Annotated in this window: 23 protein-coding genes; 16 read left to right on the top strand and 7 right to left on the bottom strand. The window is 67.3% G+C overall.

Features of this window, described 5'->3' with window-relative positions; translation table 11 throughout:
* Nucleotides 1–121 precede the first annotated feature (121 nt).
* From C5E41_RS09395 to C5E41_RS09385, 3 genes are all read left to right on the top strand, one after another.
* Complete coding sequence (locus C5E41_RS09395; protein ID WP_104375462.1) at nucleotides 122–442, top strand: ESX-1 secretion-associated protein; 321 nt, start codon at nucleotides 122–124, stop codon at nucleotides 440–442.
* Nucleotides 439–1,653 carry a transglycosylase SLT domain-containing protein gene (locus C5E41_RS09390; protein WP_104375461.1) on the top strand — a complete coding sequence of 405 codons (1,215 nt, stop codon included), beginning with the start codon at nucleotides 439–441 and terminating at the stop codon, nucleotides 1,651–1,653. The genes C5E41_RS09395 and C5E41_RS09390 overlap by 4 nt, the downstream gene beginning before the upstream one ends.
* 158 nt (nucleotides 1,654–1,811) lie before the next feature.
* Nucleotides 1,812–2,585 (top strand): acyl-[acyl-carrier-protein] thioesterase, encoded by a 774-nt coding sequence (locus C5E41_RS09385; RefSeq protein ID WP_181063177.1) that lies wholly within the window; start codon nucleotides 1,812–1,814, stop codon nucleotides 2,583–2,585.
* 81 nt (nucleotides 2,586–2,666) lie between these two features.
* Here C5E41_RS09385 and C5E41_RS09380 read toward each other — a convergent pair whose 3' ends face one another.
* The gene (locus tag C5E41_RS09380; protein ID WP_104375459.1) at nucleotides 2,667–4,334 is read right to left on the bottom strand and encodes an FAD-dependent oxidoreductase; all 1,668 of its coding nucleotides are present in this window, start codon (nucleotides 4,332–4,334) and stop codon (nucleotides 2,667–2,669) included.
* Between the two features lie 187 nt (nucleotides 4,335–4,521).
* Here C5E41_RS09380 and C5E41_RS09375 point away from each other — a divergent pair, with 187 nt between their 5' ends.
* Complete coding sequence (locus C5E41_RS09375; protein ID WP_104375458.1) at nucleotides 4,522–5,013, top strand: SixA phosphatase family protein; 492 nt, start codon at nucleotides 4,522–4,524, stop codon at nucleotides 5,011–5,013.
* Nucleotides 5,014–5,036: 23 nt separating this feature from the next.
* On the opposite strand, the gene C5E41_RS09370 is transcribed toward C5E41_RS09375, so the two are convergent.
* Complete coding sequence (locus tag C5E41_RS09370) at nucleotides 5,037–5,237, bottom strand: hypothetical protein (protein WP_104375457.1); 201 nt, start codon at nucleotides 5,235–5,237, stop codon at nucleotides 5,037–5,039.
* 84 nt (nucleotides 5,238–5,321) lie between these two features.
* Here C5E41_RS09370 and C5E41_RS09365 point away from each other — a divergent pair, with 84 nt between their 5' ends.
* The 5 genes from C5E41_RS09365 (at nucleotide 5,322) to C5E41_RS09345 (ending at nucleotide 8,153) form a co-directional block, all read left to right on the top strand.
* Nucleotides 5,322–5,690, top strand: a complete 369-nt coding sequence (locus C5E41_RS09365) for a VOC family protein (RefSeq protein WP_104375456.1) — start codon at nucleotides 5,322–5,324, stop codon at nucleotides 5,688–5,690.
* 154 nt (nucleotides 5,691–5,844) lie between these two features.
* On the top strand, nucleotides 5,845–6,270 hold the full coding sequence (locus C5E41_RS09360) for a MerR family transcriptional regulator (protein ID WP_104375455.1): 426 nt from the start codon (nucleotides 5,845–5,847) through the stop codon (nucleotides 6,268–6,270).
* 64 nt (nucleotides 6,271–6,334) lie between these two features.
* Nucleotides 6,335–6,811: a carboxymuconolactone decarboxylase family protein gene (locus tag C5E41_RS09355; RefSeq protein WP_104375454.1), complete on the top strand. Its 477-nt coding sequence runs from the start codon at nucleotides 6,335–6,337 to the stop codon at nucleotides 6,809–6,811.
* Between the two features lie 4 nt (nucleotides 6,812–6,815).
* Nucleotides 6,816–7,127, top strand: coding sequence for a GNAT family N-acetyltransferase (locus tag C5E41_RS09350; RefSeq protein ID WP_062964931.1), 312 nt, complete (start codon nucleotides 6,816–6,818; stop codon nucleotides 7,125–7,127).
* Between the two features lie 42 nt (nucleotides 7,128–7,169).
* Nucleotides 7,170–8,153 carry a pirin family protein gene (locus C5E41_RS09345; protein ID WP_104375453.1) on the top strand — a complete coding sequence of 328 codons (984 nt, stop codon included), beginning with the start codon at nucleotides 7,170–7,172 and terminating at the stop codon, nucleotides 8,151–8,153.
* Here C5E41_RS09345 and C5E41_RS09340 read toward each other — a convergent pair whose 3' ends face one another.
* Nucleotides 8,154–9,029 carry a helix-turn-helix transcriptional regulator gene (locus C5E41_RS09340; protein ID WP_104375452.1) on the bottom strand — a complete coding sequence of 292 codons (876 nt, stop codon included), beginning with the start codon at nucleotides 9,027–9,029 and terminating at the stop codon, nucleotides 8,154–8,156.
* Nucleotides 9,030–9,130: 101 nt separating this feature from the next.
* Here C5E41_RS09340 and C5E41_RS09335 point away from each other — a divergent pair, with 101 nt between their 5' ends.
* On the top strand, nucleotides 9,131–10,132 hold the full coding sequence (locus C5E41_RS09335) for an aldo/keto reductase (RefSeq protein WP_104375451.1): 1,002 nt from the start codon (nucleotides 9,131–9,133) through the stop codon (nucleotides 10,130–10,132).
* Nucleotides 10,133–10,165: 33 nt separating this feature from the next.
* Here the strand turns inward: C5E41_RS09335 and C5E41_RS09330 are convergent, their stop codons facing one another.
* A complete protein-coding gene (locus C5E41_RS09330; RefSeq protein WP_104375450.1) occupies nucleotides 10,166–10,636 on the bottom strand; it encodes a PaaI family thioesterase in 471 nt (156 codons plus the stop codon).
* Nucleotides 10,637–10,859: 223 nt separating this feature from the next.
* On the opposite strand from C5E41_RS09330, the gene C5E41_RS33765 reads away from it, so the two are divergent.
* Entirely contained in the window at nucleotides 10,860–10,997 is a 138-nt protein-coding gene (locus C5E41_RS33765) for a hypothetical protein (protein ID WP_157110960.1), read from the top strand.
* Nucleotides 10,998–11,078: 81 nt separating this feature from the next.
* Here the strand turns inward: C5E41_RS33765 and C5E41_RS09320 are convergent, their stop codons facing one another.
* Nucleotides 11,079–12,011, bottom strand: coding sequence for an AraC family transcriptional regulator (locus tag C5E41_RS09320; protein WP_181063176.1), 933 nt, complete (start codon nucleotides 12,009–12,011; stop codon nucleotides 11,079–11,081).
* Between the two features lie 182 nt (nucleotides 12,012–12,193).
* Here C5E41_RS09320 and C5E41_RS09315 point away from each other — a divergent pair, with 182 nt between their 5' ends.
* The 3 genes from C5E41_RS09315 (at nucleotide 12,194) to C5E41_RS09305 (ending at nucleotide 14,459) form a co-directional block, all read left to right on the top strand.
* A complete protein-coding gene (locus C5E41_RS09315; protein ID WP_181063175.1) occupies nucleotides 12,194–12,748 on the top strand; it encodes a cupin domain-containing protein in 555 nt (184 codons plus the stop codon).
* 13 nt (nucleotides 12,749–12,761) lie between these two features.
* Nucleotides 12,762–13,316, top strand: a complete 555-nt coding sequence (locus C5E41_RS09310; RefSeq protein WP_146097507.1) for a hypothetical protein — start codon at nucleotides 12,762–12,764, stop codon at nucleotides 13,314–13,316.
* 69 nt (nucleotides 13,317–13,385) lie between these two features.
* A complete protein-coding gene (locus tag C5E41_RS09305; protein ID WP_104375445.1) occupies nucleotides 13,386–14,459 on the top strand; it encodes a MerR family transcriptional regulator in 1,074 nt (357 codons plus the stop codon).
* 494 nt (nucleotides 14,460–14,953) lie between these two features.
* On the opposite strand, the gene C5E41_RS09295 is transcribed toward C5E41_RS09305, so the two are convergent.
* Together C5E41_RS09295 and C5E41_RS34400 are read right to left on the bottom strand one after the other, a co-directional pair.
* Complete coding sequence (locus C5E41_RS09295) at nucleotides 14,954–16,123, bottom strand: GGDEF domain-containing protein (protein ID WP_104375444.1); 1,170 nt, start codon at nucleotides 16,121–16,123, stop codon at nucleotides 14,954–14,956.
* A 113-nt stretch (nucleotides 16,124–16,236) separates the two neighbouring features.
* The gene (locus C5E41_RS34400; protein WP_258080857.1) at nucleotides 16,237–18,288 is read right to left on the bottom strand and encodes a serine/threonine-protein kinase; all 2,052 of its coding nucleotides are present in this window, start codon (nucleotides 18,286–18,288) and stop codon (nucleotides 16,237–16,239) included.
* A 181-nt stretch (nucleotides 18,289–18,469) separates the two neighbouring features.
* On the opposite strand from C5E41_RS34400, the gene C5E41_RS09285 reads away from it, so the two are divergent.
* Both C5E41_RS09285 and C5E41_RS09280 read left to right on the top strand, forming a co-directional pair.
* Complete coding sequence (locus C5E41_RS09285; protein WP_104375443.1) at nucleotides 18,470–19,147, top strand: hypothetical protein; 678 nt, start codon at nucleotides 18,470–18,472, stop codon at nucleotides 19,145–19,147.
* Between the two features lie 79 nt (nucleotides 19,148–19,226).
* On the top strand, nucleotides 19,227–19,664 hold the full coding sequence (locus C5E41_RS09280; RefSeq protein ID WP_104375442.1) for a helix-turn-helix transcriptional regulator: 438 nt from the start codon (nucleotides 19,227–19,229) through the stop codon (nucleotides 19,662–19,664).
* The last annotated feature ends 17 nt before the right edge of the window (nucleotides 19,665–19,681 follow it).

Here is a 19,681-nt window from a genome sequence, read left to right as displayed (position 1 = left end):
AACGACCTCTCTGTCCGCGGCTGCTTTCCCACAAGTTAACCGATCTTCGCGCACCCCTGTCCACAGGTCCCCGATTTGCTACGCTTGGGCCCGCTGAAATGAGCGAAGAGGGGGATTTCTCATGGCCGGTCCCAACGATCCACCCGCGAACGCGATGAAGATCGATCCCGCGGCCCTGCAAAGTTTCGCGAAAACCCTGCGTGACGAGTCCGATGCCATCGGCAAACTCGACTCCGGACTGGCCGGCGCCGCCGGCGCGCTCCCGGGCACCGGCTGGGACGCGGCCTGCACCGGCGCCAAGGATTCGGTCGAGAACGCGTTGAAGCGAATCGGTTCGCGCGTCACGCGTATCGCCGACACCGTCGAGCAGGCCGGCAAGGTCATCATCGATACCGACCAGCAGCTGCGCGATGATCTGAACAAGATCGGCATCCGCGCATGACCGGCGCGGCATTGACCATCGGCGATGTCGAAAAGTGGGCACCGGAAAAACTCACCGCCGCCGCCACCGCCGCCGCCAAACTCTCCGCAGACCTCGACCAAGCCGTCATCACCGCCGTCGACAGCACTCAAAAACTCGGCCATGAACAGCAATGGGGCGGCGGCGCAGCCCAAGCCGCCGACGGGCGCATGCAACTGGAGAAGGGACGTGCCTCGGCGGTGAGTCAGGCGGTGCTGGGGTTGCAGACGGCGTTGAACCAACAGGTCGAGAACCTGATACACGCGAAAGCCGAAGTGGCACGGTTGAAGAACATCGCCGAGACCCCGCCGAGTCCCGGCGTACCGGCGTTCAAGGTCAACGACGACGGCACCGTCTCGGCGACCGACCGCATCCAATGGCTTCGTGACAACAAGAAGGGCCCGCACGGCGAAGACCTGTTCAGCGACGCCAAACTTCAGCAGGAAATCCTGGTGGAGAACATCGACGCCTTGAACCAGCAAGTGGCGATTCAGCACGCCCTGTCCCAGGCGCAAGGCGTCGCCACCTCGGCAATCGACGCGCTCAATCAAGCCAAAACCACGGTCGACACGGCTTCGGTCGCGCTCGGCGATCCCGTCACCGGCGCGGGCGCCGCACCTCCGGCGCCACCCGCTCCCACCGCACCCGCCGCGGCGGCGCCGCCCGTTGCCCCGACCGCCACACCGGTCGCGAGCCATTCGGGCAGCCCGGCGTCCTCCAGCCTGATGGGCAACTCCCACCACGGCGGCGGCACCACCTCCTACAGCGGCGGCAGCTACGGCGGCGGCAGCTACAACGGCCCGTCCAGCGGTCCGCCGCCGACCGCCCATCCGTCCGGTGATGTGCAGCAGTGGATCGCCCAGGCCAAGCAGGTCCTGATCGAGATGGGCTATCCCCCGGAATCGATCGACGAGAACGCCATCGCGCTCATCATCGAGCACGAATCCGGCGGCGATCCCAACGCGATCAACAACTGGGACAGCAATGCGGCGGCCGGTCACCCGTCGAAGGGTCTGATGCAGTGCATCGACAGCACCTTCAACGCCCACGCGGCGCCGGGCCACACCGATATCTGGAATCCGGTCGACAACATCGTCGCCGCCACGCGCTACTCGATCGACCGCTACGGTTCGCTCGGCAATGTGCCGGGAGTTTCCGCGGTCTCCGGTGGCGGCGGCTACGTCGGCTACTGATCGGCGGCCGGAACGCCGGTGGCCGCGACACAACTGGACATTTGCTACGTATGGATAGAGCCATCTCGGCGTAACAGTGTGACCTGCGCCCCGTAAAGTCATGTCACAAGAAGCACCGCATGAAGTACGCGGCACACCGTGCAGCGCGAGGAGCACCAGTGTCACTCGATCAGCCACTCGCCCCGCTTCCCCAGGAGGGCATGGGCTTCGCCTCGGCGTGGCCCATCCGGGCTGGCGATGTAGATCCCTACAGCCGGCTGCGGCTCGACGCCGTGGCTCGATATTTGCAAGACATCGCGTGGGAAGAGTTGCACAGCACGTTCTTCCACCGCACCGACCCGGCGTGGATCGTGCGCCGCACCGTCATCGACGTGGTGCGTCCGATCGTCTGGCCGGATCGGGTGCAGTTGCGGCGCTGGTGTTCGGCGATGTCGACCCGGTGGACGAATATGCGGGTGCGGATCATCAGCGACAGCGGCGGCCTGATCGAGACCGAGGGCTTCTGGATCAATATCAACGAGTCGACGAATATGCCGACCCGGATCAGCGACCAGGGATTGGCGCATCTGGCCCGGACCACCGACGAACATCGGCTGCGCTGGCGGCCGTGGCTGACCGATGCGGTGCCGCCGGAATCGGATACCGATCTGACGTTCCCGGTGCGCGCGACCGATATCGACCAGTTCAACCACGTCAACAACGCCATGTACTGGCAGGCGGTGGAGCACTTCCTGGTGGACTACCCGAAGCTGGTGGCCGGGCCGCATCGCGCGGTGATCGAATATGTGGCGCCGGTGCTGGCCCGTCAGCACATCAGCGTGCGCAGCCGCTACGAGCCCGGTGACCGCAACGGCCAGCCGGTGCTGCGGCTGTGGTTCATGGTCGGCGGCACCATCACCACCACCGTGCGGATCGGCGCGTTACCGACCTGAGTGCGGATAGCGGAGAGTTCGCGAACAAGCCCCGCCGACTTCCGGACCCTCCCGCGCGGCAGGGTCCGGAAGCACCGGTGTTCAGCCGCGTGCGGCTTTGAGCAGATCCTCGATGGTGGTGAATTTGACCCGCGGCCGACCGCTGGACTTGCCGGCGCTCTTCTCGGCGGCGTCGATGGCCTTCCAGCCCTCGCGGCCGACGGCGTCCGGCTGGCGCTGTGCGAGCAGAGCCTCGAGTGCGGCCCGATCTCCTTGCGGGGCAGCCAGTTTGCCGGAGGTGAAATCCTCGAGCAGCTGTTCCACGGTTTCGGTGGCGTCGACGCGGTTGGAACCGATCACGCCACGCGGACCGCGCTTGATCCAGCCCGACACGTAGACGCCGGTGACGTGAGCGCCGTCGGCGACCACGCGGCCGTGCTCGTTGGGCACGATCCCGGCGCGCTCGTCGAAGGGCAGATCCGCGATCGGAACACCGCGATAGCCGATGGACCGCAACACCATCGACGCCGGCAGCGTCTCGGTGCGATCCGACGCCCGCGCCACGACGCGGCCGTCCTCGGTCACCAGTTCGTTGTGCACGAACTCGAGCTCCTCGACGTGATCCTCGCCGCGGATCTCGGTCGGGGAAGCCAGGTAACGGAACACGATGCGCTTGTTGTCCGGGTTGGGGGCCTCGGCCGCGTATTCCTGGGCCAGTTCGTACTTCAGCCGCAGCGAGGGCTCGATATCGGGGTCGTCGAGCAGCGCCCGGCTCTCCGGATCCAACTCCAGATCGGCCGGGTCGATGATCACATCGACGCCCTTCAGGTGTCCCAGCGCCAGGAATTCCGCCGACGTGTAGGCGGCCTGCAGCGGGCCACGCCGGCCCAGCACCACGACCTCACGGATATTGCTCGAGCGCAGCGCGTCCAAGGCGTGGTCGGCGATATCGGTCTTGGCCAGCTCCTCCGCCGACAGCGTCAGCACGCGCGCGACGTCGAGGGCGACGTTGCCGTTACCCACGATCACCACGCGCTCACCGGACAGATCGAAACTGCGCTCGGCGTAGTCGGGGTGGCCGTTGTACCAGGCCACGAACTCGGTCGCCGAATGGCTGCCGGGCAGATCCTCACCGGGCACGTCCAGGCGACGATCGGCCGACGCGCCCACGGCGTAGATCACCGCGTGGTGATGGGCCCGCAGTTCCTCGTGCGAGATGTGCTTACCCACCTCGACATTGAGCCGGTACTGCAGGGTGTCACGACGGAACGCGCTCTCGAACATCGACGACACCGACTTGGTTCCCGGATGATCCGGGGCCACACCGGCACGCACCAAACCCCACGGCGTGGGCAGCCGATCGAACATCTCCACCTCGACATCGGCGCGGCGCAGCAGCTCGTCGGCGGCGTAGCAGGCCGCCGGACCGGCGCCCACGATCGCCACCCGCAACGTGCCCAGCTCCTTCGGCGGGCGCGCCGGGGTCACCAGCGGGTCGAAATTCGATTCCAGGGGGTGGCGCTGGAAGTAGGCGGCGTTGATATCGCGGAAACGGGCCAGCGACGCCGTCAGATCGTCCTCGGAGAAGATGGCCTCCACCGGGCAGGCATCCACACACGCACCACAGTCGATACAGGTGTCGGGGTCGATGTACAGCTGCTCGGTCGTCGCGAACTCGGGTTGCTCCGGAGTGGGACGAATGCAATCGACCGGGCACTCGGGAACGCAGCTTGCGTCGTTGCAACAACGCTGCGTGATCACGTAGGCCATATCTCGCAGATCCTCGAAACATCATGGGACGTCCCCACCCGGGTTTGGACAGGGCGTGCATCACCGGTTGCCGGTTGGCCCCCACATGTGACACTACCTTCAGTGTGCCTCGAGAGTGAGTTACATCTCTCATCGGAGAGCGATTTAGATAACACCGTTTACTTACTACGGCGCTACGGTATTGCTCATGGCGCGGACGCTGATCCTGATGCGACACGGTAAATCCGCATATCCGCCCGGTGTCGACGACCACGATCGGCCGCTGGCGCCCCGGGGGCGGCGCGAGGCGGCGCTGGCCGGAACCTGGCTGCGTGAGACCCAGCCGGCGATCGACGCCGTGTGCTGTTCGGACGCGGTCCGGACCCGCGAAACGCTCGCCGCGACCGGCATCGACGCGCCGGTCGTCTACGAGCATTCGATCTACGAGGCCACGCCGCACGCCCTGATCGAATTGATCCAGTTGACCGGCGACGAGGTGGAGACGCTGCTGCTGATCGGTCACTCGCCGGGGATGCCGTGGACGGCGTGGGAGCTGGCGGCCAATCGCGCCTCACTGCCGGCGGAGGAGCTCAGCCGCAAATTCCCGACCTCCGCACTGGCGGTGCTGGAATTCGACCGGCCGTGGTCACGCGCCGACCCGGGCACCGGTGAATTGGTCCGGTTCCACGTGCCGCGCTGACGCTCTGTTCTCGAAAAGACTTGTCAGCGTAGGAATTTGCCGCGCACGACGACGACCGCGCCGAGCAGCACGAGCACCAGCAACGCGACGAACCAGTTCGTCAGCGCCCAGACGACGCCCAGTACGGCGATCACCGGGACCGCCACGACGAGGGCGATGAACGGGCTTTCCTTGACCGTCTCCAGCGCCGACCGCGCCCGGACCCGATCGATTTCCTTGGCCATGTACTCAGAGTAGGTGCTCGGCGCGGGTTGCGCCCGAATTGTCCGGCAACCCGGGTTGTCGGTGGTCGATGAGATGCTCCTCACATGGATTGGAAAATCGAACTCGTCGCCATCCCGGTCACCGACGTCGACCGGGCGAAGGACTTCTACACGAGCATCGGATTCAACGCCGATCACGACGCCAGCCCGACCGACGACATCCGGTTCGTGCAGCTGACTCCGCCGGGCTCGGGGTGTTCGATCTGCATCGGCAGGGGCATCACCGACGCCGCGCCGGGCAGCGTGGTCGGTATGCAGATGGTGGTCTCCAGCGCCGAGCAGGCCTATCGACAGCTGGTGGCCGCCGGCGTGGAGGCGACGCCGGTCAAGGACGAGGGCTGGGGCCTGTTCACCTATTTCGCCGATCCGGACGGCAACAAGTGGGCCGTGCAGGAACTGCCGCGGCGGGGTTGAGCCGCAACCGAGTCGAGCCCGAGCGGCGCGCTCCGATGCGCTCGGGCTTGCATGGAGTGCACTCCAAGTGGGTACTGTCGAAGCGCAGATCCGGCGAAGGCAGTGCGGGTCGGGAAGCGGCTCACGAAGAAGCGGCTCAGAAAGGCGAGGGGCGATGACGGCAACCACGGCGAATCCGCTCGAGCACACCGACGATTACGAGCGCCCCAAGTATTCGATCGGCGATGTCGCTGAGCGGTCCGGCCTCACCCGCGACACTCTGCGCTGGTACGAGCGAATCGGCCTGATGGACTACATCGGCCGCGATTCCAGTGGCAAGCGCCGGTTCAGCGATCGGGATCTGAGCTGGCTGCATCTGATCAGCTGTCTGCGCGCCACCGGGATGTCGGTCGCCGATATGGTCCACTACGCCGAATTGGTGCGCGCCGGTGACAACACCACCCCGGAGCGGCTGGAGATGTTCCGCAAAACCCGCGAGGGCGTGCTCGCCCAGATCGAGGACCTGCACCGCACACTCGCCGTGCTGGACCACAAGATCGGCTTCTACGAGGGCAGAGTGGCTGCCATGCAACACATCTGAACCCGCGTGACGTCGCATACATCCCGCGCATGGTGACGCAGCGCACGGTTAGGATGCCTCCGCTATGCAAACCCCCGCCGCCGATGCCCGCATCTGGATCGACAAACAGAGTCCCGAGTCCTTCCGTGCGCTCAACAGCGTCGCACTGGCCGTCCGCAACGCGGCCGCGGCCGCCGGTCTCGACCGCTCACTGGTCGAGCTGGTCAACGTGCGCGTCTCGCAGATCAACGGATGCGCGTACTGCCTGGATCTGCACTCCCAGGCAGCGCTGAAGGCCGGCGTGACCCGACAGCAACTCGACGTGTTGCCGGCCTGGCGGCGTACCGAGTTGTTCACCCCGTCCGAATGCGCCGCCCTCGCACTCGCGGAGACGACCACCACGTTGCCCGATGAGGACACCCTGCAACGTGTGTACGCCCATGCGCGGAAACAACTGTCGGACGAACAGGTTTCGGTGATCGTCTGGGTCGCCACGACCATCGGCGCGTTCAATCGCGTGTCGATCATGAGCAGGCATCCGGTGCGGGAACGGAAGGAGTAACCCGATGATCGATCAGGCCGCGACCGCAGCAGTCGTCCGCAACGACGCGCAGCACCGCTACGAGGTGTGGTACGGCGACAAACTCGCCGGATTCGCCGAATATCGCGACAACGGCGAGGACACCACCTTCATCCACACCGAGGTGGATTCGGAGTTCAGCGGGAAGGGCCTGGCCGGCACGCTGGCGCAGCACGCGATCGTGGACGCGATCGACCGCGGCCGGGCGATCGTGCCCCGCTGTTCGTTCATCAAGAGCTGGCTCGACAAGCACCCGGACTACGATGCTCACGTAGTGGGCAAAGGCATTCAGCGGTAACCGCGCCCGGCATCAGCGGTGACCCCGGACCGGAGGTGGCCGATGAGCGATCTCGAGGCGAATCCCGCCGAGGCGCTGTGCGAATCGTCGCCGGCGCCCGGTCCGCGGGCGGATTTCTATCCGGCGCGGGAGGTGCCACTGGGCGGCGTGCGCGGCGTCACGGTGATGCGGGTACTGCCCCAGCGCGATCTGCCGACGGTCGGGGCCTGGTGTTTTCTCGACCACTTCGGTTCGACCGAGACCTCGCATCGGCTGCCGCCGGATATCGATCCCCATCCACACATCGGATTGCAGACGGTGACCTGGCCGTTCGACGGCCGGATCCGTCATCGCGACAGCGTCGGATCCGATGTGGAGATCGAACCCGGACAGCTGAATCTGATGACCTCCGGGCGCGGTATCGCGCATTCGGAGTACACGGTGCCCGGTGCGCCCGCCGGACAGGGGCTGCAGTTCTGGATCGCCCTGCCGGATGCGCACCGCGATATCGCACCGCACTTCGAGCAGCATCGCGAGCTGCCCGTGCTCGCCCGTCCGGGACTGCGCGCGACCGTGCTCATCGGCTCGCTCGGCGATGTGCGCTCACCGGCGATCACCTACTCCCCGATCGTCGGCGCGGGCATCACCGTCGGCCCGGGCGCGGACGCACATCTGCCGCTGACACCCGAATTCGAGCACGCGGTACTGGTGATGTCGGGTGAGGTGCGCGTCGACGGCGTACTCGCCGAACCCGGTCCGCTGCTGTACCTGGGCAGTGACCGCGCCGAACTGCGGCTGCGCAGCGAATCCGGTGCGCGGGTGGTGCTGATCGGCGGCTCGCCCTTCGGCGAGGATCTGGTGATGTGGTGGAATTTCGTCGGCCGCAGCCACGACGAGATCAACGCCGCCCGCACCGCATGGGAGAAGCACGACACCGAACGCTTCGGCGATGTCGCAGGACATACTCCGCAGCAACGCATTCCGGCGCCGCCGCTGCCCAACCTGCGGTTGCGACCGCGCACCCGCCGCACCTTCCCGCCCCGCTGATCAGCTCCGGTCGAAAACCGGGCTGCCCGAATCGGTCTCGTCGGTCATGGTCTGGGTTCCGATGACGCGCAACAGTTCCAGCCGCTCCTTGGCGTCGGTGCCGGGGCGCGGATAGTAGACCAGCAGATGCTGGGCGGCATTCGGCGTGACCAGCGTTTCGCAGACCAGGTCGAGCAGCCCTACCTGCGGGTGCCGGATCCGCTTGGCATCGCTGATCCGGACCGCCACCTCGTGCACCGACCACAGCCGTTCGAATTCGGGACTGACCGCCCGCAGCCTCGTCACCAGTTCCGTCACGTCGGGGTCGCCCGCCCGCCGCGCGGCGGTCGCCCGCAGATCGGCGACGTGCCGGCGGGTCAGCCGGTCCCAGTCGGCGTCGGGGAACGTCTCCCGGCCGGCCGTATCGGTGAACCACCGCCACAGCAGGTAGCGATCCATGCCGGTGAAGCGGGTGTGGTCACCCATCATGTTGATGTGCATGCGGTTCTGCGCGAGGATCTCGCCGAGATCCGACACCACGCAGGCGGGCGTGTCCTCCAGCTTGTCCAGCAGGTAGAGCAGCCCGGGTCCGACGTGCCGGTCGCCGCCGCCACGATGGGGCGCCGCATGGCCGCACAGGTGGTAGAGATGGTCGCGCTCGTCGTCGGTGAACCGCAGCGCACGGGCTAGTGCGCCGAGAACCTGCACCGAGGGCCGCGGGCCGCGCGACTGTTCGAGGCGGGTGTAGTAGTCGGTGGACATCCCGGCGAGCAGGGCGACCTCGTCGCGACGCAGGCCGGGAGTCCGGCGACGGGTGCCGGGCAGCAGTCCCACATCGGCGGGCTGAAGTTGTTCGCGCCGGCGCCGCAGGAAATCGGCCAGTTCATCGCGATCCATCACTCCACTGTGCCCCGGCGCGACGGCCGCAGCCAGGGATCGCCGATCCCCCGATAAACGATCTCTGCCGAAGGCTTCGGATCGAGGCGCAGGATTCGAGCATGACTATCGAGCAGACACAACTGGGCGCGACGGGCCCGAAGGTCGGACGTATCGGTCTCGGCGCGATGGGTATGTCGGGCGCCTACGGGAAATCCGACGAGACCGAATCCATCGCCACCATCCACGCCGCTCTCGACTCCGGCGCCACCCTCGTCGACACCGGCGATTTCTACGGCGCCGGACACAACGAAATGCTGATTCACCGGGCCCTCGCCGAGCGCCCACGCGACGACTATCAGCTGAGCGTGAAATTCGGCGCGCTGCGTGGTCCGGACGGCAGCTTCGGCGGCGTCGACACGCGCCCCGAGGCGATGCGCAACTTCCTGCACTATTCGCTGCAGCGGCTGGGAGTGGACTACGTCGACATCTACCGTCCCGCACGGCTGGATCCGGCGGTACCGATCGAGGACACCGTGGGCGCGATCGCGGAGATGGTGCAGGCCGGCTATGTGCGCCACATCGGACTGTCCGAGGTCGGCGCGCAGACCCTGCGGCGTGCGGCGGCAGTGGCGCCGATCGTCGATCTGCAGATCGAGTACGCCCTCATCACCCGGGGCATCGAGCGCGAAATCCTGCCCACGGCAAGGGAACTCGGCATCGGGATCACCGCCTACGGCGTGCTCTCGCGGGGCTTGCTGAGCGACGCCCTGCGCGCGAACCAGACCTTCGACCCCGACGATTTTCGCGCCCACAGCCCGCGATTCCAGGGCGAGAACCTCACCACCAATCTCCGGCTGGTCTCGGCGCTGGCGGAGATCGGCGACCGGCACGGCGTGAGTGTGGCACAGCTGGCGATCGCCTGGGTCCTGACCCGGGGCACCGACATCGTCCCGCTGATCGGCGCGCGTCGCGTGGACCGCTGGTCCGAAGCCGTTGCCGCACTGGATATTCGGCTCTCGGAGTCGGAGGTCGCCGCGATCGAGGCGGCGGCGCCCGCCGAAGCGGTCGCCGGTGACCGCTACGCCGCCCCGCAGATGGCCATGCTGGACAGCGAGCGCTGAATCTCATTCACTGCCCGCCTGTGCGCGGCGCGGCTATGTGCGGCGGGGGCGGATCACCGCGGTGAACGTCGCCGCGGCGACCGACTTGCCGGTGCTGTCGGTGATGTCGACCGGCATCGCCAGTTCCACCGGCTGCTGCGCGGCGATTTCAGCGCGGGCCTGTTCCAGTTCCGCCGCAGGCAACTCCGAGGTGGCGCGGAACGGGCCTGCCTCCCCTTTGGCCCGGGCCAGATATTCGATCCGGCCGTCGCGCGCGACGATGAACGTCTCGCCCATCAGGTCGACGATGCCGGAAATGGAGGCGCCCATCGCGGCCGTCTCCGCGAGGCCGAACAGGATCGCGGCATGCACGTCGCCGTTGTGGTTGAGGTGTTCCGGCTTCGGCGCCATGCTCACCACATTGCGGCCGGGCAGATATTCCACCCCTTCCACCCCCGCGAACCGGATGAATCCCAGCTTCTGAAATCCGGCCATCACCAGCTCGCCCATGGCAGCGTGGTCCATCGCGTCTCCTGTCGCACCCAGAATTGAAACGTGTTCCACTTTTACTCTGCACGAGGAAACATGTCCACAGCACGCCGCCATGCGGTCCGGCAGGAGTGTCCGAAGAATCCGAAAAGAAGGTTGTTCAGATTCACCGGATTTTGGTTAAGCTTCATTTCACTGCGCTGAGCACGGCAGGACAACCAACCGGGTCCGCGACCCATGATGCACGAGGAAGCAGTTCATGAACGCCTTTATCGCCCTGATCGACTCCAACTCCGCCGGCACAGTGAACTCGAACAGCGTCTTCACCAACATCATGAACCTGTTCGTGACGGGGTCGGCCGGGTCCGCCACTCAAGGTGGCGGCATCTTCCACTGAGCCGCGCTCCGCAACCTCCGGCCCGCCCCCGACCCATGCACGGAGGCGGGCCGTCGGCATTCCGGCGGACAACCGGAATAGTCAGGCGCGCACCTGACCGGGGGTGGTGTGGAAGCGGCGGCGGAACGCCTTGGTGAAACTACTGGCCGAACCGAATCCCAAATCCGCGCCGATATCGGCGACGCTGCGCTGCCGGTAGGCCGGATTCCGCAAGCGGTCGCGGGCGATCTGCAGCCGCTGCTCCCGGATGACCTCGCTCGGCGTGGTTCCGGCCTGACTGAAGGCGAGTTGCAGCTGGCGCAGCGACCAGCCGAGTGCCGCCGCGACGCGCGCGCCGGTGAGCTCCGGATCGCCCGCATGCGTGCGGATATAGCGCCGGGCACTCGCCTCCACCTGTGCCAGCTGCGCGGGCGCACTCGGCGATTCCCCGAGAATCTGCATACACAGCAGATCCACCAATTGTTCTGCGACCGCGTCGAATTGGTGGTCGGTGAGCGCGGCGCGCTCGGTGTACAGGGTGCCGGCCACCGCTCCGGCGACGCCGCCGATTCCGGTGCTGAGGTTCAGCGGCCGCGGCGGCGGCTCCCGCCGGTTGAGACGGTGCCGGATGTCCTCACGCGCAATCGTGACAATGAGCCCGTGCGAGCCCTCACACATCGACATCTCGAAGGGTTCGTCGGTGGAGACCAGGCACGCACTGCCGGGCGGCAAGGAACCGGTGTCGTCACCGTGGCGGAAGGCCAGGGTCCCGGTGATCGGTACGAGCAAACGATAGTCGTGGTCGGGGTCGGCGCGGATGAGCCGCGGACTCCGGAAATAGCTGACGGCATCGGATTCCCAGCCGACGAGTTGATACGACTCGGTACGGCGTAGCGAGGTCCGGCCGCGGAAATCCGCGGAAGTCGGGAACCGGTAGCCCAGCGCGCACTGATACGAGCTGATCAGATGAGCCCAGTAATCGACCCGCTCGTGCGGCTCGATCGCACTCGTCGTCTCCGATTCGGCAATGGTCATCGTGGATATCATTGCCGGTTTTCCGATTCTGCGCACATGGACAATGTCCGTGCGTTTCAGGACATGTGGGCACGCCCCGGCGCTCGCTACCGTGCCGGAGAGCTGATATCCGGAAACGGGCTGCACGACGGCGGAATACAGGTCCGGATCAGCGCGGAATGGATGAGGATCAGGAGGTTTTCATGCGCAGGATCGTGGTCGGGGACGACGGCGCCGGACAGGGCACAATACTTTCCGACGAAGACGTCGAGCCGCTGACGCTGGCATTGCTGCCGGGGACGCAACTTCATCGGATGTGGGAGGTCGACGAACTGCCCACACTTCCCGTGGACCGGATGCCGTCCGACGTCGACACCAGCTACTTTCCCGGCCCCGGCGGAGTGCGCTTCGGATTCATCTCCGTCCCACCCGGTTTGAGTTACGAGCCCGACGCCGAGTTGTCCGAGGCGGAGATGGCGGCGGTGGCGGCCGAGGCGGAGCAGAAGTTGCCGGGCATGATGGCCGCTTTCGACCCGGCTCGTCCCGGCGTGCATGCCACCGAGAGCGTCGACTTCGTGGTGGTGCTCAGCGGAGAGGGCCGCCTGCGGATCGGCGACGGCAAGGATGTGGCACTGCGACCGGGCGATTGCGTTGTGCAGCACGGCGCCCCGCACGCCTGGTTCAACGACGGTACCGAGCCGTTCGTGTTCTGCTACACCCTCTGCGGCGTCGAGCGGAACACGCCGGCCGCACCGTGAGGCGAGCGCGGCCATGAGAATTACCGGAAGCCGTTGGCGCAGTTTCGAATACACACCTGTCGACGCCGGCCCGTGTGCGGTGGAACTGCCTTCCGCCGCCGTGGGAGTACCGCGGCGATTCTTCGATTGCCTGCTGGTGCGGATCGTCGTCGAACCCGGCGACTGCCCTATCAGCGGTGACGCCGTGCGCGCGGTCCGGCGACTGTGTGTCGACAGCGACGCATCCTTCGTCGTACTCGCCGGCAGTCCGTTCTGCGTGGCGGGCGGCAGTCGTTTCACCGTCGCCGCCGATCAGGCCGACGTGCTGACCCATCTCGCCGACACCTTGGACGTGCTGGCCGAGGTCACCGATCGCCTGGAAGAACACGGAGAACGCGCCCATGCGATTCCGTTCGGCTGGAACGTCGCGTGCCGGATGGAGATGCCGGCCCGGCCGTGGACGTCGACGGTGACGCTGCGCGCACCGGCCCCGCCGCGGCGCTTCGACGGATTCGCACCCGCACCCCGCGGCCGGCCGCATTGCCCGCACGCACTCGTGTCGGCGCATTCGCGCATCTTCCGGCGGTGAGGTCGAGCCACCGCTCGTGGAGTCCACCGCTCTTGACCTTCAGGTCGGCTGAAGCTTCATGATGGGGCGGTGGCGGAATCCGGAATGGTGACGATCGGAGCGTTCGCGCGGGCCAGCGGGCTCACGGCGAGCGCACTGCGATTCTACGCCGACTCCGGACTGCTACCGCCGGCGATCGTGGATCCGGTGTCGGGATACCGGTACTACGCCGACGACCAACTGGAACGGGCGGTGGCGATCCGCGGTTTGCGCGAGATCGGTATGCCGCTGGACACGATCGCGGCGGTGCTGGCGGCCGAGGGCGAGAGCGCGGGACAGCTCATCGACGAGCACGTCGCCGGGTTGGAACAGCAGGTGCGGCGGGCTCGGGGCCGCGCCGCCGAGATCAAGGCGACGCTCGGCACCGGGCGCGGGTGGGCGGTCGCGACGGTCAGCGGTCCCGTCTTCGCGACGGCGGTCGAGCAGATACTCGCCGCGACCGTGCACGAACCGGAGCATCCCGTCCTCAGCGGAGTCCACGTCGAGGTCTCGGCGGAGGCACTGACGCTCACGGCCACCGACCGCTACCGGCTCGCCACCCGCACCCTCGTCCCCGAGCGGCCGAGTTCGACCGAATGGGCCGCGACCGTCGACGGTGACGATCTGCGGCTGGCCGTGCCGCGGATCCGCCGCCACCACCAGGTCCGGCTGGATGCCGGACCGCATTCGGTCCGGTTCCGGGCCGGCGAGTCGCCGGCCGGGACGTGCCGCATCCTGCCGGGGCCGTTTCCCGACCACCGTATGCTGCTGGGTTCCATCGACAACGCCCGCACGCGCGTCGTGACGCCGAGGGACGCACTCGTCCGGGCGGTGGAATCGCTGCGCGCACGCCACATCCGGCTGTGCGTCCACACCGGGACGGTTGCGCTCGCCGGGACCGGTTCCGATGCGACCGAACAGGTTTCGGCCGCGGTCACCGGACCGGATGTCGAGCTCACCTTCGACATCACCACCCTCTACCCGGCGATCGGCGCCTCCATCGGCCCGGACGTGATGATCGACATCGCCGGTCCGAAGCAGCCCGTCGTCATCCGATCCGCGGACGACGGCGACCTCACCACCGTGGCGATGCCCGTCGCCCCCGTCCACTTCGAGGAATCATGACCGACACCGTTACCCACGACCCGATCATGGCGGCCATCGGCGCGGCCGTAGAGCGCGGCCGGCAGGGCGAAACCGACTCCGCCCGAAAGCAACTCGCCGAACTGTGGGAGACGATCGGACCGCTCGGTGATCCGCTGCACCGATGCACCCTCGCCCACTACCTGGCCGATCTCCACGCCGATCCGGCCCGGGCACTGGTGTGGGACGTACGGGCGCTCGACGCGGCCGACGCCCTCACCGAGGCGCGGGTGCAGAGCCATCACGCGAGTCTGCACATCGCCGGGTTCTATCCGTCGCTGCATCTGAACCTCGCGGACAACTACCGGCTGCTGGGTTCGTTCACGGCCGCCGCGGAGCACATCGCCGCGGCGCGCAACCATGCCGGCGCGCTGGCCGACGACGGCTACGGCCGGCTGATCCGCACGGCGATCGACGAGGTCGGCGCGGCGATCGATCGACGATCGACCCGCGACAGCCGTGGCTCCGGTTTCCGCTCAGGTGAGAGGTGCGCGCAGCTCGCGGACGACGATGGCATTGCCGCCCCGTTGTTTCGCCCGGTACATGGCGGTGTCCGCGAAGCTGAGAAGCCGCTCGGGCGAGACACCGTCATCGGTCGCTGCACCGTGGTCGACGACCGCCACGCCGATGCTGGCGGTGACCGCGGCGCCATCGCTCGAATTCTCGACCGCCCGCCGCAGCCGCTCGGCCATCGCCCGAGCGGCTCCGGCGTCCAGCGGACCGACGATCGTGAACTCCTCACCACCGGTGCGCGCGATAGTGGCAACGGGGTCGGCGGTGTCGCGCAACCGTGCCGCGATTCTGGCCAGCACCCGGTCGCCCTCCTGGTGCCCGAAGGTGTCGTTGACCTCCTTGAATCGATCCAGGTCGATGACCATCGCGCAGATCGGCGCGCCGGGGGCGAACACTTTCGGTAGGTGGTAATCGAGTCCGCGCCGGTTCAACAGGGTTGTCAGCGGATCCGACAACGCGTTCGTGCGCAGCACCCAATAGAAGAATTGCAGCGTGGGCAGCACGAAAACGACGGCGAGGACCATGATCAGTGTGGTGGCCATCGCAAGGGGGACGTCGCGATCCGAGTCGGAATAGATCATCATTCGTCCCGTGACCAGCAGCACCGAGAACAGCGACCACCCCGCATGCACGGCGAGAGCCTTGGCGCTGTGGAAGAGCGCGAGATAGCCACCGGTCAGGATGAGGATGGTCTCGCTGATCAGCGCCACGCGGCCGGAGACCAGCAGGCTGCAGCTCGTAATGGCGATATCCGCGACCGCGATCAACGCCAGCGACACCGAAGCGGTCGGCCAGGGCAGTAGATACCAGCGCAGGGCCGCCAACGGCGCCACAACGACGAACAGGCCGATAATCGCCCGGCCGGCCGCGCTGTGCGGGCCCTCGGACGACAGCAGGAGCATGAGGGCGACGAAGCTCAGGCCCAGGCTGGATGTGCCGATAAGGAATTTCAGCAAGCCGAGTGCTCCCTGGTTCCGGACCGTGCTCAGCAGCCAGCGATAGTCGGTGGGTTCTCGCCACCACATCCGCACGGCACGTAGTCCGCCGGAGCTCAGCGCATCGGCGATACGTCTCCGCGCGGATACGCCCCTGCTGTGGCGATGCTCGACGTCGACCGGCTCGGGTGCAGCCATCCGACAACGCTAGGGCCTTGTGGGACGACCCGTGAAGAGCCGCAGGACCAGCGATCTATGGCCGTAATGCCCTCCTCCGCCCAGACCCCGAACGAGCCTGGATCGGTGCCGGATCAGTTCCTGATTTCCCGGATGAACACCCGGCCGTCACGGGTGGTTGTGATGGCGGTGTAGGCGCGGTGGAGGAAACCGCGGTCGGGGCGGCGTTCGAAGACCTGCACCCGGTAGCGGTCCGGGACATCGCCCCCGGTCACGTGCACACAGTGCTGGGTGCCGGCCGGGACCTGGTCGATCTGGCTCTGCAGGGTTTCGGCGGTCGGGACCGCAGTGGATTCGGGAGCGACGTATTCCCGTGCCGCCGAACCGCTTCGGGTGTCGTACTGCGCGTATTCGTAGCCCAGCACCGCATCCGGGCCGGATGAGGTGCCGCCGGGCGCGTCGTCGTTGACGTCGGTCGCGGTCCGGGTGGCGTAGCACCACGGAGCGTTCTCCGGCGCCGCGACTTTCGCATCCGGCGAGGCTGTCACATCCGGCACCGCGACACCCATCGGCAGCTGCGGCCACCAGCGATCGTAGATCTCCAGCGCCGCATGCTTGGTCCAGCGCAGGCCGAGGACGAATCGGGAGCGCTGCGCATCCTGGGGGAACAGCGTGTAGAGATCCTGCGGACCGGACGCATCCGGCGTCGGCAACACGACATCCAGCGGATCGGTGAAGCCCGGATGCTTCGCCAGCAGATCCCCGCTGTGCTTACTCGCGTCTGCGGCGAATTCGGTTGCGGCATCGCCATTCTCGAGATCGACTAGCTCGACGCGCAGATCCCGGTCCGGGTTGTCGCAGGCGATGGCAGTCCGGCCGTCGGCCGTCGGGTCGACCGCACACCTCGTCGCCTGCCATCCGGTCTCCCCCGGCCGGGCGGACACCAGTCGGGGGAAGCTATCCGCGATCAGCTGGTACTTCGTACCCCAGCCGGGGCCGATGGCCGAACCGCCGCTCGACCACTTCCCCACGGCCAGTACCGCCGCGGCCGACACGATCACGACCACCGCCGCAGCCGCACCCCACCGAATCCACGCCTTCGGCCGCCCCACTCCGAACCGGCCCGGCGGGGTCGGCGGCCGCCCGTGCACCGATAGCAGCGATGGCGGGCGCCCGGCCGGCTCCGCCGCGGGCTCGTGCACCGGCGGCTGCGACCGGGAGGTGGACTCCCACGGGGCGTGTCCACTCGCCCTGGACACGCCGCGCGGCCCGGAGTGATAGGTCTCCGCGTGCGGGATGTCGGTCGAAGCGGGGGCGCGATACCTGTCGCGCACCGAACCGGACCCGTTGCCGGACAGCGCTTCCCGCACCTGGGTCACGAATTCCGAACAGCTGCCGTACCGCTCGTGCGGCTGCTTCGCCATCGCCCGCGCCAGCACCGGATCGAGGACGGGCGGCAGGTCCGATCGCACCGCGGTCAGCCGGGGAATCGGTTTCGTGATGTGCCCGGCGACCACCTGCCCGGGGTTTGTTCCGGCATACGGCGGCCGGCCGCACAACAGGGTGAACAGGGTGCAGGCCAGGGAATACTGGTCGCACCGATGGTCGAGCGGTTCGCCGGAGAGCTGTTCCGGAGAGGCGTAGGCGAGAGTGGCGGTGAGGGTTCCGGTCACCGTGAGTTCGGTGTCGGCGTCCTGTAATCGGGCGATGCCGAAATCGGTGAGGACCGCTCGTTCGGCGCGACCGGCCTCGGGCGCCTCGAGAAGGAGGTTCGCCGGTTTGATGTCGCGGTGCAGCACCGCCTTGCTGTGCGCGTAGTCCAGTGCCGCAGCGGTTTCGGTGACGATGCGCAACACCCGCTCGGTGGTGAGAGCCCGCCGGTCCAGCCGCGCCGCATCGGTCCCGTGCACATACTGCATGGATATCCACAGGTGTCCGGCATCGGCGCCGCGATCGTAGACCCGCACGATGCCCGGATGTTCCAGGCGCGCAACGATATCGGCTTCCTGATCGAACCGGCGGCGGCGCTCGCGGTCGGCGGAGACCTCCCGGTCGAGCAGTTTCAGTGCCACCCGGCGCGGCAGCCGGGGATGGCGGGCGAGATAGACCGTTCCCATTCCGCCACGGCCGAGCACGCCCTCGATGAGGTAATCGGCGAACATCTCGCCGATCGCGAGTGCGGCCACGGTCCCCCTTCTGGTCGAGCCCACCGAGGCGTCAGCAGTTTACCGGACTGATCCGGTGCTTTCGCGGGACAGCTCCGCCGTCCCCTTCCGGGCGGATCCGTCGGCTCCTCGCCGGGCGTCGCCTCCTCCGATACCGTGGATATCCAGCGTCGCGTATGTCGATGAAGGTGGTGAGATCGCAGTGTTCGACCCGTTGGCCGATATCGACCGGGCCCTCGCCGACCGGGCCGGATGGACGTGGTTCGACGACCACCTGCTGTATACCTGCGGTGTGCTCGATCTGCTGCGCCGCGAGGAGTTGGCGCGGATGCCCGTCAAGTCGACCCGGATCCGGATCGATGCGGGCGAGGTCTGTATCGCGGAAGGCCCGGCGACCTGGTCGTTCTGGCGTGCGCCCGGGGACGGCAGCTGGACCCGCGACAACATCTACGTCGCGGGCAGTGCCGCCTTCGTGGCGGCCGCGCAACTGGGAAACGCGCTGGTGAATCAGGCCCGGCGCCAGCGCGCGGAAGCCGCGTCCCAGCCACGCTGGATCGCCGAACGCCCCGGTTCGGTGATGATCTCCGACCGCCGTATCCACCTCACCAACCCCGATTACTCGTTCCGGATTCGCTGGGCCTCGCTCGAGACGATCGACCTGACCGCCGCCGATCAGGTGATCGCACGCTACGTCGACCGCAACAACACGTTCCACCGGTGGCAGGTCCGAACGCCCTGGGCCGTGCTGATATTCGTGGTCGCCGCCCACCTGCACTTCCCGAATCATCCGCTGCTGCTGTCCGGAAATTGGCTGCCCGCCGGATTCGAGGACAAATGTCATCTCGCGGGGAAGAAATGCCCACCGGTCCGGGAGCGTTGACCTCGCCTGCCGCAAACCCTCGTCCCGCTCGTGGTGAGGATTGCTGGGCAATGTCGGCGCCGCGTGGGACCATCGCGTTGTGAGCAGCACACCTGCCCCCGACCCGCGCCTGCGCGATCTCGCCCGGCTGCGCAAGGTCCGTGACCGCATCGACCGGGAATATGCCAAACCTCTGGATGTGGAGGCCCTCGCACGCGATGTGCACATGTCCGCGGGACATCTGAGCCGGCAGTTCCGTCTCGCCTACGGCGAGTCCCCGTACGGATATCTGATGACGCGGCGGATCGAACGCGCGATGGCGCTGCTGCGGCGGGGCGATCTCAGCGTGACGGAGGTGTGTTTCGAGGTCGGCTGCCAATCGCTGGGCACGTTCAGCACCCGCTTCACCGAACTGGTCGGAGTGCCGCCCAGCGTCTACCGCCGGGAGGCCGCCGATGCCACCTTGGGGATGCCGTCGTGCGTTGCGAAACAGGTGACCAGACCGATCAGGAATCGAGAAGCGCAGGTCGCCGAGTAGCAATTAGCGTGAGCGAC

Origin of the sequence: Nocardia nova (genome assembly GCF_002933465.1) — a bacterium.
GTDB lineage: Bacteria > Actinomycetota > Actinomycetes > Mycobacteriales > Mycobacteriaceae > Nocardia > Nocardia nova_B.
This window is presented reverse-complemented; position numbering and strand designations above follow the sequence as displayed.

What these genes read in the sequence shown, in the direction of transcription:
- C5E41_RS09395 (WP_104375462.1), top strand. Translation starts at nt 122, where the DNA reads ATGGCCGGTCCCAACGATCCACCCGCGAACGCGATGAAGATCGATCCC.
- C5E41_RS09390 (WP_104375461.1), top strand. Translation starts at nt 439, where the DNA reads ATGACCGGCGCGGCATTGACCATCGGCGATGTCGAAAAGTGGGCACCG.
- C5E41_RS09380 (WP_104375459.1), bottom strand. Translation starts at nt 4,334, where the DNA reads ATGGCCTACGTGATCACGCAGCGTTGTTGCAACGACGCAAGCTGCGTT.
- C5E41_RS09375 (WP_104375458.1), top strand. Translation starts at nt 4,522, where the DNA reads ATGGCGCGGACGCTGATCCTGATGCGACACGGTAAATCCGCATATCCG.
- C5E41_RS09370 (WP_104375457.1), bottom strand. Translation starts at nt 5,237, where the DNA reads ATGGCCAAGGAAATCGATCGGGTCCGGGCGCGGTCGGCGCTGGAGACG.
- C5E41_RS09365 (WP_104375456.1), top strand. Translation starts at nt 5,322, where the DNA reads ATGGATTGGAAAATCGAACTCGTCGCCATCCCGGTCACCGACGTCGAC.
- C5E41_RS09360 (WP_104375455.1), top strand. Translation starts at nt 5,845, where the DNA reads ATGACGGCAACCACGGCGAATCCGCTCGAGCACACCGACGATTACGAG.
- C5E41_RS09355 (WP_104375454.1), top strand. Translation starts at nt 6,335, where the DNA reads ATGCAAACCCCCGCCGCCGATGCCCGCATCTGGATCGACAAACAGAGT.
- C5E41_RS09350 (WP_062964931.1), top strand. Translation starts at nt 6,816, where the DNA reads ATGATCGATCAGGCCGCGACCGCAGCAGTCGTCCGCAACGACGCGCAG.
- C5E41_RS09345 (WP_104375453.1), top strand. Translation starts at nt 7,170, where the DNA reads ATGAGCGATCTCGAGGCGAATCCCGCCGAGGCGCTGTGCGAATCGTCG.
- C5E41_RS09340 (WP_104375452.1), bottom strand. Translation starts at nt 9,029, where the DNA reads ATGGATCGCGATGAACTGGCCGATTTCCTGCGGCGCCGGCGCGAACAA.
- C5E41_RS09335 (WP_104375451.1), top strand. Translation starts at nt 9,131, where the DNA reads ATGACTATCGAGCAGACACAACTGGGCGCGACGGGCCCGAAGGTCGGA.
- C5E41_RS09330 (WP_104375450.1), bottom strand. Translation starts at nt 10,636, where the DNA reads ATGGACCACGCTGCCATGGGCGAGCTGGTGATGGCCGGATTTCAGAAG.
- C5E41_RS33765 (WP_157110960.1), top strand. Translation starts at nt 10,860, where the DNA reads ATGAACGCCTTTATCGCCCTGATCGACTCCAACTCCGCCGGCACAGTG.
- C5E41_RS09320 (WP_181063176.1), bottom strand. Translation starts at nt 12,011, where the DNA reads ATGACCATTGCCGAATCGGAGACGACGAGTGCGATCGAGCCGCACGAG.
- C5E41_RS09315 (WP_181063175.1), top strand. Translation starts at nt 12,194, where the DNA reads ATGCGCAGGATCGTGGTCGGGGACGACGGCGCCGGACAGGGCACAATA.
- C5E41_RS09310 (WP_146097507.1), top strand. Translation starts at nt 12,762, where the DNA reads ATGAGAATTACCGGAAGCCGTTGGCGCAGTTTCGAATACACACCTGTC.
- C5E41_RS09295 (WP_104375444.1), bottom strand. Translation starts at nt 16,123, where the DNA reads ATGGCTGCACCCGAGCCGGTCGACGTCGAGCATCGCCACAGCAGGGGC.